Consider the following 14,757-nt stretch of genomic DNA (forward strand, 5'->3'; position numbering starts at 1 on the left):
CCCGGTCACGGCTCGCCGCGGGAGGGCCCCTCGTAGTCGTCGTTCGCGAGGTCGTTGACGACGAGGTCGTCCACCCGCAGCTGGCCGGCACGGTAGGACGCGCGGGCGACCATGTGGTTGGCGACGGGTGTCGTGAGCATCTGGAACAGCCCGATCAGCACGAGCAGGCCGATCGTGCCGGGGTCCCGCAGCCGCAGCCCCAGGCCGAGCAGCATGAGGAGCAGGCCGAGCACCTGCGGCTTGGTCGCGGCGTGCATGCGGCTGAGCAGATCGGGCAGCTTCAGGACGCCGACCGCGGCGATGAGACCCAGCAGCGCGCCCAGCAGGAAGCACACCGCGGCAGCGGCGTCCGCGACGTCGGTCCAGCTCACGAGGGGTCCTCCTCGATGTCGTCACTGCCTTGGGTGAACCGGGCGATGCTGACCGAGCCCACGAACCCCAGGAGGGTCAGCACCAGCAGGAGCGGCAGGGTGAAGGTGTGCCGGCCGTACGCCGCCTCGATCGCGAGGCCGCAGATGCCGAGGGCGACGAAGACGTCCAGGGCCACCGCGCGGTCGAGCACCGTGGGCCCCATGGTCATCCGGGCGACAGCGCACACGGCACCGATGAGCAGCATCGCTGCCGCGATGAACAGGGCGATCGTCATCGGGCTCCTCCCGGGACGGGCGTGGCGTCGTCGAGATGATCGACGTGATGGCCCAGGGCACGGACGAGCCGGGCCTCCTGGTCGAGGACCCGCTGGCGGAAGTGGTCGGCACCGGCCTCGTCCCCGACGTCGAGGACGTGCAGGAACAAGGTGTGCGTCGAGCGGCGGGCCTCGATCACGATGCTGCCGGGAATCAGGCAGGTCATCTCGGCCACCACGGTGAGGACGAAGTCCGACGGGGTCCGCAGGTTCACCGCGACGACCGCGTTGCGCGGCGGCCGGGAGGGCCGCACCACGACCCAGGCCACCTGCACGCTCGACACGATGACGTCGATCGCGAACCGGACGACCAGCCACACCAGCGCCACCGGACGCACGCGCACGTCGAGCCGCAACGGCGGCAGGGGGAACACGAAGCAGGCGATCACCGCGACGACGAAACCGCCGAGGACCGTCAGGACGGAGATGTGGCCCCAGAGCACGACCCACACGAGGGTCAGCCAGAGCAGGACGGGCAGCTGCAGCGACCGGTAGCGAGCAGGGCGGACCTGCCCGTTGCGACGGGTCTTCAGCTTGGGGCTCATCGGCTGCCCCCGTCCAGGACGGCCTCGAGGTAGGGGGTGCGCTGCATGAGGTCGGTCGCGGCTCGGTCGGTGTAACCGAACATCGGCCCGGCGACGAGCGTGAAGACCACGCTGAAGCCGATCAGCGCGGCGGTGGGCAGCACCATCGAGCGGGGCAGCCGCTCGGGCAGTGCGCCGTCCCGCAGCAGCTGGTAGAGGTCACGGTCCGGCGCGTCCTCGTCGCGCACCTGACGCGCCTCCTCGAGGTCCGAGGTCGCGTACGCCGTGCCGCCGGAGTGGACGTGCCCGCGGTGGCGGACCATCGTGACGGTCGGGTGCAGCGCATCGGCCTCCTCCCCGGGGCTCGGGAGCGCCTGCGCGGTCTCGTGCGCCTGCTCGGGCGTGCGCCAGAACGCGATCGCCCAGGTCTTGGCCACTGCGTACAACGTCAACAGGCTCGTGACGACACCGCCGATCACGAGGGTCACGGCGAGCGGGGTGCCCACGTCGAGCCCTGCCTGGAGCAGACCGATCTTCCCCAGGAAGCCCGACAACGGCGGGATCCCGGCCAGGTTCATGGCAGGCACGAAGAACAAGATGGCCAGCACCGGGGAGAGCCGGGCGAGGCCGCCCAGACGCAGCAGCGAGGTGCTGCCGGCCCGACGCTCGATGAGGCCCACGACCAGGAAGAGGGCGGTCTGGATCGTGATGTGGTGCGCGACGTAGAAGACCGCTCCGGAGACTCCCGCCTCGGTGGCCAGGCCGATGCCGAAGATCATGTAGCCGATGTGGCTGACGAGGGTGAACGAGAGCATGCGCTTGATGTCGGACTGCGCGATCGCGCCCAGGATGCCGATCACCATCGTGATGAGCGCTGCCCACATCAACAGGTTCGTCAGAGGGCTGTCCGGGAACAGCAGCGTCTGGACGCGCAGGATCGCGTAGACGCCGACCTTGGTGAGCAGTCCTGCGAACACGGCCGTCACCGGCGCGGGAGCAGTCGGATAGCTGTCGGGGAGCCACAACGAGAGCGGGAACACTGCCGCCTTGACCGCGAACGTCACGAGCAGCAGCAGCTGCAGGGTGAGGCTGACCGAGTCGGGCAGGTCCTGGATGCGTTGCGCGAGCTGGGCGAAGTTGAGGCTTCCGGTGGCCGCGTACACCGCGGCGATCGAGATCAGGAACAGCGAGGACGACAGCATGTTCACGACGACGTAGATCGTCCCGGCCCGGATGCGGGTCTCGGTGCCGCCCAAGGTCAGCAGCACGTAGCTCGCGAACAACAGCATCTCGAAGCTGACGAAGAGGTTGAACAGGTCGCCGGCGAGGAAGGCGTTGGAGACGCCGGCCACCAGCACCAGGAACGTCGGGTGGTAGATCGAGACCGGCGCCTCCCGCTCGTCGCCGGTCATGCCCTGACCGATCGAGTAGATGAGGACCACGAGCGTGACGACCGCGGAGACCAGGAGCATCAGCGCGGAGAGCCGGTCGGCGACGAGGCTGATGCCCAAGGGCGGCGTCCAGGCGCCGAGCCAGGTGACCTGCGGCCCGTACTGATCGGCCCGGTACAGGAGCACCGCGGCGATCACGACCACGGCGACGAGCACCGCGAAGCTGACCCACCGCTGGGCCTTCGGCCAGCGGGACAGCATCAGCGTCGCGCCGGCTCCGAAGAGCGGCAGGATCACGGGCAGCGGGACCAGGTAGTTCATGCGCCCTCCTCCGTCACTTCGTCGTCGTCCTGGCCGCCGGTGGCCAGGTCGTGGCTGTCCGAGGCCTCGTCAGCAGCCGCGAGACGGCGGATCGAGGCGTCCTCGACGTCGTCCTGGACGTCGTCGTTGGCATTCAGCTGCCAGCTGCGGTAGGCCATCGCGAGCAGGAACGCCGTCGTGGCCAGGGCGATCACGATCGCCGTCAGCACCAACGCCTGGGGCAGCGGGTCCGCCATGTCGGCCACGTCGGTCTTGCCCTCGATCGGGGCGTCGCCCGCGCGTCCCCCGGCGATGAGGAACAGGATGCTCACGCCGTTGCCCATGAGGAGCAGGCCCGCCAGCACCCGGGTCAGGCTCCGCTCGAGGATCAGGTAGACGCCACACCCGATGAGCGCGGACGCCGTCAGGATCAAGCTCACGTTGGTGCTCACAGGCGGACCTCCTGCTCGGCGGCGCGTTCCTCGCGCAGGATCTGACGGTCGATCCGGGCGCCGAGGGCACGCAGCAGGTCGAGCACCAGACCCACCACCACCAGGTAGACCCCGATGTCGAAGAAGGTCGACGTGACGAGGTGCAGCTCACCCAGGACCGGCACCTCGAGGTCGATCAACGCGCTCTGCAGCACGGCACCCCCGAAGGCGAGCGGCGCGAGGCCCGAGGCGGCCGCGATGAACAGGCCCGTGCCCATCAGGACGCCGGCGTCGATCGGTGCGGCCTCGTCCAGCTCGTACCGCCCGCCCGCGAGATAGCGGACCATCAGCGCCAGACCGGTCACCATGCCGGCCGCGAATCCGCCACCGGGCAGGTTGTGACCCGCGAGGAGCAGATAGATCCCGAAGACGATGAGCACGGGGAACAGCAACCGGGCCACGACCTCGAAGATGATCGAGCGACGGTCCGGCGGCAACGTCCTCGGCCCCGGCAGCCACACGCGCCGCCCCGGAGCGGTCGGGATCTTGTCGACGGACGCGGGGTACGGGATGTCGTACACGCGGCGGATGCCGGACATCCGCGTGTCGAGGAAGATCAGGCTCGCCACACCGGTGGCCGCCGCGACCAGCACGGAGATCTCCCCGAGCGTGTCCCACGCCCTGATGTCGACGAGGATCACGTTGACGATGTTGTGGCCGCCACCGAACTCGACGACCTCGTCCGGATAGCGCTTCGAGATCGGGTCCGCGGTGCGGGAGCCGGTCGTGACGAGCATGACCAGGGCGACCGTGGCGCCGACGGCCGCACCCAGCGCCATGCGCAGGTAGCGACGCGGCGACAGGGGGCGATCGGTGAAGTGCGACGGCAGCCGCCGCAGCACCAGCACGAAGATGACCAGGCTGGTCGTCTCCACGAGGACCTGGGTGAGGGCGAGGTCCGGCGCGCCGTGCAGGACGAACAGCATCGCCGTGCCGTAGCCGGTGACGCCCACGAGGATGACCGCCCGCAACCGTCGGCGCGACCGTGCCGCGAACAACGCCGCCAGCACGATGATGACGCCCACGACCGCCTGCGCGGGGGTGTCCCAGCGCACCACCTCGATGGGCTCGTCGAGGGCCATGAGCACAGCGGTGCCAGGGAGAAGCAGCACCACCAGGAGGATGATCGCGAGGTACGCCGCGACGGAGCCTCGCTGGGTCAGGCCGGTGGTCTCCACCGCGAGACGGTCGACCGTGCGCATCACGATCCGGTAGCCGTCGTCGGCGGTCCAACGCGGCGACACGGCGGTCTGCAGCCGGCCGAAATCGGCCCGGCGCCAGAAGATCGCGACACCGAGGACGACCGCGACGACCGAGAACGCCAGCGGCAGCTCGAAGCCGTGCCAGAGGGCGAGCTCGGTGTCGTGCGAGCCTTCTGGGAACTGGTGCGTGTACGGCTCGAACGCGTGAGTCAGCGCCGGCCCCGCGAAGCCCAAGGCGATCGTGAGCGCGGCCAGGACCACGGGGGCGAAGAGGAAGCCGCGCGGCGTCGGCGCGAACAGCGTCTCGGGCGCGTCGGCCTTGTGGGCGAACGCACCCCAGAGGAACCGCACCGTGTAGGCCACGGTGAGCACGGTGCCAAGGATCACGCCGATCAGGACGAGGACGGCCGCGAGCGGGGAGAGATCGGCCCGGTCGTGGGAGGCGTCCAGCAGGGAGCCGAAGACGCTCTCCTTGGCGACGAAGCCGAGCAGGGGCGGCAGCCCGGCCATCGACGCCCCCGCGACCAGGGCGGTCACGAACAGGACGGGCGCGGACTTCCCGACGCCCGACAGCAGGCGCAGGTCACGCGTCCCGGCCTGGTGGTCGATGATGCCGACCACGAGGAACAGGGTCGCCTTGAACAACGCGTGGGCGAGCAGCATCGCCACGCCGGCGAGCGCCGCTGCCCTCGTGCCCACGCCGAACACCACGATCAGGAAGCCGAGCTGGCTCACCGTGCCGTAGGCGAGGAGGAGCTTGATGTCGTACTGGCGCAGGGCGCGCCATCCGCCCAGCAGCATCGTGCCGATGCCGAGCACGAGCACCATCTCGTGCCACCCCGCGATGCCGGCGAACGCCGGCGAGAGCAGTGCGACGAGGTAGACGCCGGCCTTCACCATGGACGCGGCGTGCAGATAGGCGCTGACGGGGGTCGGGGCGGCCATCGCGCCCGGCAACCAGAAATGGAACGGGACCAGGGCCGACTTGCTGAGGGCACCGACCAGGAGCAGGGCGACCGCGACCGCAGCGGCCGTTCCGGTGGGCGGGTCCGCGAGGATCTCGCTGATGCGATGCGTCCCGGCGTCCTGGCCGAGCACGAGCATGCCCACGAGCATCGCCAGGCCGCCCAGCGTGGTGACGATGAGCGCCTGCATCGCGGCCTGGCGGCTGGCCCGCTTGGCCGGGTCGCTGCCGATCAACAGGTAGGAGAAGACAGTGGTCAGCTCCCAGAACACGTACAGGACCAGCAGGTCGTCACACAGGACGAGTCCCAGCATCGAGCCCGCGAACGCCACGAAGGTGCCCGCAAAGGACGGCAGTGCGGGGTCGTCGTCGGAGAAGTACCAGGCGCAGTAGCCGAGCACCAAGGCCCCGATGCCCGTCACGATCAGCGTCATGAGCCATTGCAACGCTCCCATGTGGAACGCCAGCTCGACGCCGAGGCTGGGCACCCAGCTGAGCACGGTGGTGGGGCCCTCGCCGTCCCGGACGCTGCCGGTCTGGCTGAGCGCCCAGCCGAAGCTGACCAGTGGGACCACAGCGAGAACGAGGAACGCTCGGCTGCGAAGCACGGAGATGAGCCACGGAGCGATCGCTGCAGCCAGGAAATGTGCGGCGATCAGCGGGATCAACGAATGCTCCTCCAGGTTGGGCCGGGGGTGTCCAGTCTAGTGGTTCGCCTCCAGCCCCCCTTCGGCTGCACCTCAGGCGCCGTCGAGGTCCGCGAAGTGGTGCAGCTCGGCCGTCACGCGCAGGCCCTGCTGGTCATCGACCGTCCAGGCGTCGCACAGCTGGTCGACGATGGCCAGCCCTCGGCCCCGCAGACCCGCGCGCGTCAGCTCGAGCGCCTGCAGCTCGGCGGACTTGCCGCCGTCGCAGACGCTGATGCGCAGCACGTCGTCCGCGATGCACCACGAGACGTCGAGCGTGCCGGCCGAGCTGGGGCGTCCGTGCTCGATGCCGTTGGCGGCGAGCTCGCCCAGCACGAGCTCGGCGTCCAGGACGAAGCCGGGACGGAATCCGAGCCGTTCGAGCTCCTCCACCATCTGGTGGCGTGCGACGCGGGCACTGCTGGGGTCGAACGGCAGGCTCAGGCTCGTGCACGGGTCGTCGCTCGCGTGCCGGTGCGGTGCGGGCACGCGGCAGGTCTCCTCGGTCGGGACGCCCTCGGGCAGCCGGACCGGGCCGGCCTGCTCGGGGCGGGGCCGGTCCTGGGGGTGCAGCCGGACGGCCACGAGGGCGACGTCGTCCTCGGGCTGCTCCGGGAGCATCCGGGCGAGGAGCTCGTCGCACAGCTCCTCCTGCTCCAGACCTGCCGCGACGAGCTCGGCCAGAACGGCCTGGAGCTCGGCCACGCCCTCGTCGAGCCCCTGGCCGCGCCGCTCGACGAGGCCGTCGGTGTAGAGCAGGACCGTGCACCCTCGAGGGAGCTCGACGACCGCCTCGGTGCGTGACGTCTCGGGCACCAGGCCGAGGAGCAGATCGGCCCGCTCGGGCCAGAGCGCGGTGACCGTCACGTCGGCCGGGCTGCTCGTGAGGTCGCCCTCGCTCGTCTCGGGTGTCTCGGGCGCCTCGGGGTGCACCGCGACGAGCGGCGGCGGGTGCCCCGCGTTGGACCAGCGCAGCCTCGTCACGCCGGCCTGACGCTCCTCGGAGGTCTGCTCGAACCGCGCCACGACCGCTGTCGCCATGGTCTCGATCTGCAGGGTCTGCACCGCTTCGTCGACGCGGCGCAGCACCTCGGCCGGTCCCGCGCCGGTCGTCACGGCCACTCCCCGCAGGAGGCTGCGGAGCTGACCCATGGCGGCGGCCGCCGCGGTGTCGTGCCCCACCACGTCCCCGATCACGATGTTGGTGGCACCGCCGGTCTGCAAGAAGGCGTCGTACCAGTCGCCACCGACCTGCGCGACCTCCGCCGACGGCTCGTACCGGACCGACACGTGCAGGTGGTCGGGCTCGGGCGGGGCCGTCATGAGGCTGCGCTGCAGCCCTTCCGCCAGGTCACGCTGCTCGGCGTACAGGCGCACGTTGTCCAGCGCCACCCCGGCGCGGCCGGCGACGTCCACGAGATCGGCGATGTCCTCGGGGCTGAAGCTGCCCTCGTCCTTGAAGACGGCCAGCAGGCCGATCGTGCGCTCGCGGCCCCGCAGCGGCAGCACCAGCACCGAGGAGGGGGCCAGCTGGAGGTAGAGATCGCGGGCCTCTCCGGGGGCAAGGACCGCGGCCACCGCCGCGGTCGCGTCCTGGTCCACCACGACGGCGCGGTTGTCGCGGACCGCCCGGGCGAGGAAGGAGTCGTCGCCCAGTGCCGGGAGACGCACCTCGAGATAGCGCTCCACGAGCCGGCGGGCGTCCGGGTCGGCGTGCCAGCCGGCGACGTCGCGGAGCCCCCGCCGCCAGGCCTCCCGGTCGCCGGGGGGTGCCGTGCGGGTCCTGGACTGCGGCGTCGAGTAGTCGACGAGCGTGACGGTGCTCCAGTCGGCCCACGGCCCGACCACGACCTCCGCGAGGTGCGCGAACGCGAGCTCCTGGTCGCGGGTCCCGGTCAGGAAGTCGGTGATGCTCGAGAGCAGCTTGGCTCGTTCGACGGCGCTCTCGGCCCGTTCCTGGGCGCGCCGGCGCTCGGTCACGTCGACGAAGTAGACGGCGAGCCCGTCGGGCGCAGGCCAGCCCCGCACCTCGTACCAGCGGTCGAGCGGCGGCGGGTAGTACGCCTCGAACTCGACCGGCTCGCCGGTCTCGACCGCGCCGCGGTAGCTGGCCTCGAAGTCGCTGCCGACCGCATCGGGGAACAGGTCCCAGATCACGCCGCCGAGGATCGGGGAGCCGATGTCACCGAGGAGCCGGTTGGCCTCGGAGTTGAGGAACGTGAAGCGCCAGCTCGGGTCGAGCTGGAAGAACGCCATCGGCATGGCCTCGAGCAGCCGGGCGACCCGCGCCTCGCCCTCCTGGACCGCTGTCGTGTCGTACGCAGCACCCACCAGACGGACGGCCACGCCGTCGGGCCCTGCGAGGGCCCGGCCCCGTGCGGCCACCCAGCGGACGGTGTCGTCCGAGCGCACGATCCGATACTCCGCGACGTACGTGCCGCAGGTCGTGATCGCGGTCGAGAGCGCCTCCGCCACCCGGTCACGGTCGTCCGGGTGGACCAGCTCGTTGAACGACTCGATGTCGCGGCCGAAGGTCGTCTCGTCGATGCCGAACAGGTCCATGAGCTGCTCGTCCCAGCGCAGCTCGCCCGTGGTCAGGCTCCAGTCGAACGCGCCCACACCGGCCGCGTCGACCGCCAGCTGCCACACGAGCCGCTCGTCCTCGTGCTCCTCGGCGAGCACCGCGAGGTGCAGCTCGGTCACCGCCGAGGTCGCGAGCTGTTCGAGCACCTGCAGGTCCTGCTCGGACCAGGTGCGCGTACCCGGGCCGTAGACGCACAGCGCTCCGACGCTCTCGCCCCGCACCACGAGCGGCACACCGAGATAGGAGCCGATCTCGCCGGAACGGACGGCCGACAGGTCACGCACCCGCTCGTCGTTCGCCGCGTCGCCGATCATGAGCGCCGCTCCGGTCCCGGCGGTGAGGGTGCACATCGAGTCGTCCGCCGGGGTCTCGACACCGATCGACTCCAGCGAGGCGCCCACGGCGCCCACGACCGTCTGCACGTGGGAGATCAGCGAGACGTGCGCCGACGGAGCGCCCAGCAGGCGTGCCGCGAGGGCGGCGATCTGGTCCAGTGCAGCCTGGTCACGCGCCGCGGCAGCCAGCTGGCGGACGAGATCCTCTCGCGCCCGTGCGTCGCGTCCCGGCCTCGCCACGGACGTCACGTCCTCGGCCCACATGGCGCTCCCCTCTCAGTGCTCGTGCCCGGAGCGACACAGGCGGCCCAAGTACTGCGAATCCTAACGTCGAGCCGGGTCGCGCGGCGGTCCAGGCTCCTGTCGGGGCCGTAGGCTCGGCCCATGACGTCCCCCACGGAGACCACTGTCCGCGACCTCGAGCGCCGCCGGTTCGACCTGATCGTCGCCGAGGAGTGGGAGGACTTCGCGGCGCTGTGCGACGCGGAGCTGCGCTACGTCCACTCCAGCGGCATCATCGACACGCGCGACTCCTATCTCGAGAAGCTGCGCGGCGGCTACTACGACTACCACCGGGTCGACAGCTCGATCGAGAGCATGATCGTCACGCCGGACCTCGTCCTCGTCCGCGGCACCATGGCCGCCGACCTGCGGGCAGGCGACCGGGAGATCAGCCTCGACAACGTCATCGTCTCGGCCTGGGTCCGACGGGACGACGCCTGGCTGCTCGCGACCCATCAGTCCACACCTGCCTAGACCTCCGCGGGTGCCAGGACGATGTCGAAGGCCACTCGCGACCAGGACGCGTCGCCGAGCTCACGCCCGTCCGGCGTGGGGGTCCCGGCCGGCTGCTCGACGAAGTCCTTGACCAGCGAGTCCTTCACGCCGAACACGCTGTCGCTCGCGAGCAGCTCGTCACCGCGCACGAAGATGTGCGTCACCAACGTCCGGCAGCCCTCGGCGCCCACCATGAAGTGCAGGTGCGAGGCCCTCATCGGGGAGCGCCCGGTCGCGGCGAGCATCGCCCCCACCGGCCCGTCGTGCGGGATCGGGTACGGCGTCGGGGTCACCGCCCAGAACCGGAAGGATCCGTCGTCGTCGCTGAACAGGTGCGCACGTCCCGCGACCCGGTCGTCGGTGTACTGGACGTCGTAGAACCCGTCCTCGTCGGCCTCCCAGACCTCGATCCGCGCGCCGGCGATCGGCCGGCCGTCGATGTCGGTGACCGTCCCCTCGACCCAGCAGGGCTGGCCGGACGCACTGCCGGCGATGTCCCCGCCGAGCTCGACGTGCGGTGAGTCCTCGACGAAGAAGGGGCCGAAGACCGTGGCCTCGGTCGCGTCGCCGTACGCCTCGTTGTTGATCGCGATGGTCTGCATCGACGCGCCGAGCGTGTCCGACAGCAGGATGAACTCCTGCCGGCGATCGTCGGTGATGTGCCCGACTGCGGTGAGGAACTCGATGGCCTGCAGCCACTCCCGCTCCGTCAGCCTGACGTCCCGCAGGAACGCGTGCAGGTGCCGCACGACCCCCTGCATCAGCTCTTTCAACCGCGGCTCGGGCGTCCCGTCGAAGGACGCGAGGACCAGCCGGACCAGCTCCTCCTCGCGGTGACGCTGCTCGTCGGACACCTGCATCTCTGTGGTCATCGCGGCTCTGCTCCTTCCCACGCTGCGTGCAGCAGCGCGGTGACGTTCTCGACGGTGACGGGGGTGGGATTGTCCGCGGGCGCGGCCTCGACCACGGCGCGGGCGGCCTGGTCGATGCCCGCCTCCGGCATCCCGTAGTCGCGCAGCGCTCGGGGCGCATCGACGCGTTCACGCAGCGCGGCCAGCCCGGCGACGGCGTTGTCGCTGCCGAACGAGGTGGCGATCCGTGCTGCGGCGCGCGGGGCCGCAGGGGCGTTGAAGGCGAGCACGTGCGGGAGCACGACGGCGTGGGTCTGGGCGTGCGGGAGGTCGAACATGCCGCCCAGGACGTGGCAGATCTTGTGGTGCAGGCCCGATCCGGCCGAGGCGAAGGCGACGGCCGACAGGTACGCGCCGTAGAGCGCCTGCTCGCGCCCGTCGATGCTGCGGGGATCGGCCTGGATCGCGGGGAGCCCCTCGTCGAGGGCGCGGATCCCCTCCACCGCGAGGGCGGCGTTGATCGGATCGGCCCGGGGCGCCCACATCGAGTCGATGCAGTGCGCGAGGGCGTTCAGGCCTGAGGCGATGCTCATGTCCGCCGGGAGCGACAGCATCAGGGAGGCGTCGTAGACGACCGTCCGCGGCAGCACCCGGTCGTCCACGCCGGTCGTCTTCCTCGACGACTCGGTCATGCCCCAGACGTTGGTGGCCTCCGAGCCGGCGTACGTGGTGGGGACCGCGACGATCGGGATCCCCGACGTGAGGGCGACCGCCTTGGCCAAGCCCGTGGTCGAGCCCCCGCCGACGCTCACCAGCAGGTCGGCGCGGTGCTCTGCCGCGACCTGCCTCGCGCGGTCCGCGACGTCGGTCGGCACGTGCATCACGACCTCGTCGTGCTGCACGACGACGGGCAGGTCGGCGGTGATCGTCTCGGCCAGCTCGCGCTCGTCCGCACCGGCGACGACCATGACGCGTTCCGCGCCGATCAGCCCCACCTCGGCGGCGAGGCTCTCGCGAGCACCGCCGGACGCGAATCGGACCCGTTGGCCCAGCGTCTCGTGGTCGAACCGCATGCTCACGCCTCGCGCGAGAGGATCGCGGTGAACGCCTCGCGCAGCACACCCTCCGGATCGTCCGCGAGCTCGGTGGACCGCCAGCAGATGTGCTTGTCGGGGCGCACCAGGAGCGCACCGCTCTCCTCGACCTCGCGCAGCCGCGACCAGTCGAAGTACAGGTCCGTGACCTCCTGCCCGGGACCGATCACGACAGTCCTGACGGGCAGCCCCAGCTCGCGACCGACCGCCTCCAGCGCGGGCTCCCAGGCCGATCCGGCCACACCGGTCACCAGCGTGAACCGGTCGTACGGCGCGAGGTCCATCATCGCGATCTTGTGCCGGTGGTCGCCGACCCACGCATGCGGAAGGTGGGAGCCGGGGACCGTGGAGACCTGGTAGTACAGGTCCGGGTCGCGCTCCGGCTCGGGCAGCGTGGAGCCGTCCGACATGATCGCGGACGAGGTGTAGAACTGTCCCAGCTCGACGCCGTGCGCGTTGAACTCGTAGTTCTTGATCGCCATGGCCTTGACGAGGGCCGCGCGCTTCGCCGCACCCTCGGGGGTGTTGGCCTTGCGCTCCTCGATCTGCTCGACCATCTCCTGCTCGGTCCTGGCGTCCGTGACGCCGAGGGCCACGAACAGGTCCGCGAACTCGCGACCGGACTGGTTGGCCCGCTTGACGATCCGCTCCGCGACCGGTGCCCGCTCGGTCGAGTACGTGTCGAGGAGGGCCGACCCGGCCTGCCCCCGGAGCACCGCGGCGATCTTCCAGGCGAGGTTGTAGGAGTCCTGGATCGACGTGTTCGAGCCCAGCCCGTTGCTCGGCGGGTGACGGTGGATCGCGTCGCCCGCGCAGAAGACCCGCCCCTCCTGCAGGTGCGTCGCGTAGACCTCGTTGTTGCCCCACAAGGACGTTCCGGTGATCTCGACGTCCAGCTCGGGCATGCCGAGGAGGTTGCGGACGATCTGGATCGCGGCCGCCTCGTCGACGACCGGCGGCTCCTGGGTGATGTCGAAGCCCCACACGATCAGCCACTCGTTCCACGGGCGCACCATGCGGACCAGACCTGCGCCGATGCCACCGACGTTCGACCCGGGCTGGATGACCCAGTACAGCACCGAGGGGCGGTGGCCCACGAGCTCGGCGATGTCGGCCTTGAAGGTGATGTTCATGGACCCCGCGATGTCCATCGAGCCGACGAGCGGCAGGTCGATGTCGGCGGCGACCTTCGACCGGGCGCCGTCCGCGCCGATCAGGTACTTCGCCCGGATCGTGTACGCGTGGCCGGTCAGCCGATCGACGACCGACACGTCCACCCCGTCGGCGTCCTGCACGTGCGACACGTACTCGGTGGAGAACTGCGTCTGGGTGCCGCGCATCGTCGCGTTCTTGACCAGGATCGGCTCGAGGTACGTCTGCGGGATGTCGACCGTCAGGCACGGCGACGCGAGCTGGTAGTCGGCCTCGCGGTCCGCTCCCGTCCCCCACGTCCGGATGCGCCCGATCTCCTCGCCCGCGATGGACGTGCAGAAGACGGTGTCGCCCACCAGTCCGTGCTCGGTCGCGTCCGCGAGCACCTGGTCGTCGATGTCCATGTCCCGGAAGATCTCCATCGCGCGCTGGTTCGTGATGTGCGCCCGCGGGGTGTTGGCCGTCCAGCGGTACTTCGTGATCATGATGTTGGGGATGCCGAGGGTCGACAGGAACAGCGCGGCCGACGACCCGGCGGGCCCCGAGCCGACGATGAGCACATCGGTCTCGATCACGGACGAATCGGGCAGGGCGGTCATCTGCTGACCGTCGTCGAACACGGGCATCCGGGTCACCTCTCGTCGTGCTCGCTGCTCGCGGGCGTCCCGATCAGTGTCCTGCGTCACATGCGGCCGGCGCGGGTGTCGGCCCGATCACGTCGCAAACCTGAACTAGTGGCGGAATCAGGAAGGGCCGGAGGCCGCGCGCGCTGCCGTGGCGTCGCGGCGGACGTCGGAGGCGCGCTCGGAGAAGCGGAGCACGAAGGCGTTGGAGAAGTGCGTCGCCGAGGCGAAACCGCAGTGATGAGCGATCTCGGCGATCGTCATGGAGGCTGCGGCGGGCTTCTCCAGCAGGGCCCTGGCGACGTCCAGGCGCCGCGCCAGGATGTAGCGCGGCACGCTGATGCCGTCGGCGGCGAACACGCGCGACAGGTGCCGGGCGCTGATGCCGATCGCGTCGGCGACCCTCGTCGCCGACAGGGTCGGATCCGCGATCCGTCCCTCGATGAACGCCTTGGCCGCGGCCCGGTGGGCGGTGTTCAGGTCGTCCCGGGCCCCGGAGGCCAGCACGGAGACCAGCTCCAGGATCGTCTGCTCGTCGGGCGGCACCAGGTTGTGGGGGCGGGTCGCCCGATTGACGTGGCGCGCGAGCGCGGCCGCGTGGGCGTTGCCGCGCTTGCCGAAGTCGAAGACCATCGGATCGGTCAACGACCTCGCGCCCGCCACCTCGTCGAAGATCGAGCGCGGCATCTTGATGACCAGCTCTTCCAGACCCCGGGAAAAGCCCCGCATGAACGCCTTGTCGGCGTCGCACAGGAGCAGCTGGCCGGGCCGCACGGTGCGCACCCCGTCCTCGGAGTAGAAGAACGCCTCACCCACGAGGCTGAAGTACATGACCACGGAGTCGGAGGGACGGCGACGGATGAGGTCGGCGTCGCGCTCCACGACGTGCGACGTGCCCACCACGCGAGCCAGCCCGATCGAGTCCAGCTGGACGTTGGTCTCGGTCGCCTCGAGCTGGGACGCCTCGAGCGTGCGGCACCGCAGCCCGATCAGGGCGTCGGCGTTGTGGTCCTCCCACAGCTCGATCCGCTCCTGGTCGGGCAGGCCCACCGTCGAGAACTCGATCGGGCCCGCTGTGACGTGCGTCATATCGGGAGA

Annotated in this window: 12 protein-coding genes; 1 reads left to right on the plus strand and 11 read right to left on the minus strand. The window is 70.7% G+C overall.

The window, feature by feature from the left end; all coding sequences use genetic code 11:
- Positions 1-5 precede the first annotated feature (5 nt).
- The 7 genes from mnhG to GEV26_RS15495 all read right to left on the minus strand — a co-directional run bounded on the left by mnhG (position 6) and on the right by GEV26_RS15495 (position 9,426).
- On the minus strand, positions 6-371 hold the full coding sequence (gene mnhG / locus GEV26_RS15465) for a monovalent cation/H(+) antiporter subunit G (protein ID WP_153654469.1): 366 nt from the start codon (positions 369-371) through the stop codon (positions 6-8).
- Positions 368-646, minus strand: a complete 279-nt coding sequence (locus GEV26_RS15470; RefSeq protein WP_153654470.1) for an MrpF/PhaF family protein — start codon at positions 644-646, stop codon at positions 368-370. The genes mnhG and GEV26_RS15470 overlap by 4 nt, the downstream gene beginning before the upstream one ends.
- Positions 643-1,230 carry a Na+/H+ antiporter subunit E gene (locus GEV26_RS15475; RefSeq protein WP_153654471.1) on the minus strand — a complete coding sequence of 196 codons (588 nt, stop codon included), beginning with the start codon at positions 1,228-1,230 and terminating at the stop codon, positions 643-645. The genes GEV26_RS15470 and GEV26_RS15475 overlap by 4 nt, the downstream gene beginning before the upstream one ends.
- Positions 1,227-2,921, minus strand: a complete 1,695-nt coding sequence (locus GEV26_RS15480; protein ID WP_153654472.1) for a Na+/H+ antiporter subunit D — start codon at positions 2,919-2,921, stop codon at positions 1,227-1,229. Before GEV26_RS15480 ends, GEV26_RS15475 begins: the two co-directional genes overlap by 4 nt.
- Positions 2,918-3,352, minus strand: coding sequence for a Na(+)/H(+) antiporter subunit C (locus GEV26_RS15485; RefSeq protein ID WP_153654473.1), 435 nt, complete (start codon positions 3,350-3,352; stop codon positions 2,918-2,920). The genes GEV26_RS15480 and GEV26_RS15485 overlap by 4 nt, the downstream gene beginning before the upstream one ends.
- The gene (locus GEV26_RS15490; protein ID WP_153654474.1) at positions 3,349-6,225 is read right to left on the minus strand and encodes a Na+/H+ antiporter subunit A; all 2,877 of its coding nucleotides are present in this window, start codon (positions 6,223-6,225) and stop codon (positions 3,349-3,351) included. Before GEV26_RS15490 ends, GEV26_RS15485 begins: the two co-directional genes overlap by 4 nt.
- Positions 6,226-6,297: 72 nt before the next feature.
- The gene (locus tag GEV26_RS15495) at positions 6,298-9,426 is read right to left on the minus strand and encodes a SpoIIE family protein phosphatase (RefSeq protein ID WP_153654475.1); all 3,129 of its coding nucleotides are present in this window, start codon (positions 9,424-9,426) and stop codon (positions 6,298-6,300) included.
- Between the two features lie 120 nt (positions 9,427-9,546).
- On the opposite strand from GEV26_RS15495, the gene GEV26_RS15500 reads away from it, so the two are divergent.
- The gene (locus tag GEV26_RS15500; RefSeq protein ID WP_153654476.1) at positions 9,547-9,918 is read left to right on the plus strand and encodes a nuclear transport factor 2 family protein; all 372 of its coding nucleotides are present in this window, start codon (positions 9,547-9,549) and stop codon (positions 9,916-9,918) included.
- Here GEV26_RS15500 and GEV26_RS15505 read toward each other — a convergent pair.
- The 4 genes from GEV26_RS15505 to GEV26_RS15520 all read right to left on the minus strand — a co-directional run bounded on the left by GEV26_RS15505 (position 9,915) and on the right by GEV26_RS15520 (position 14,748).
- Positions 9,915-10,811 (minus strand): dioxygenase family protein, encoded by an 897-nt coding sequence (locus tag GEV26_RS15505; RefSeq protein ID WP_153654477.1) that lies wholly within the window; start codon positions 10,809-10,811, stop codon positions 9,915-9,917. The genes GEV26_RS15500 and GEV26_RS15505 overlap by 4 nt on opposite strands.
- Positions 10,808-11,863, minus strand: coding sequence for a maleylacetate reductase (locus GEV26_RS15510; RefSeq protein ID WP_153654478.1), 1,056 nt, complete (start codon positions 11,861-11,863; stop codon positions 10,808-10,810). Before GEV26_RS15510 ends, GEV26_RS15505 begins: the two co-directional genes overlap by 4 nt.
- A gap of 2 nt (positions 11,864-11,865) precedes the next feature.
- The gene (locus GEV26_RS15515) at positions 11,866-13,662 is read right to left on the minus strand and encodes an FAD-dependent oxidoreductase (protein ID WP_153654479.1); all 1,797 of its coding nucleotides are present in this window, start codon (positions 13,660-13,662) and stop codon (positions 11,866-11,868) included.
- A gap of 117 nt (positions 13,663-13,779) precedes the next feature.
- Positions 13,780-14,748: a helix-turn-helix domain-containing protein gene (locus GEV26_RS15520; protein WP_153654480.1), complete on the minus strand. Its 969-nt coding sequence runs from the start codon at positions 14,746-14,748 to the stop codon at positions 13,780-13,782.
- Positions 14,749-14,757: the final 9 nt, after the last annotated feature.

It is taken from the genome of Aeromicrobium yanjiei, from assembly GCF_009649075.1.
Classification (GTDB): Bacteria; Actinomycetota; Actinomycetes; order Propionibacteriales; family Nocardioidaceae; genus Aeromicrobium; species Aeromicrobium yanjiei.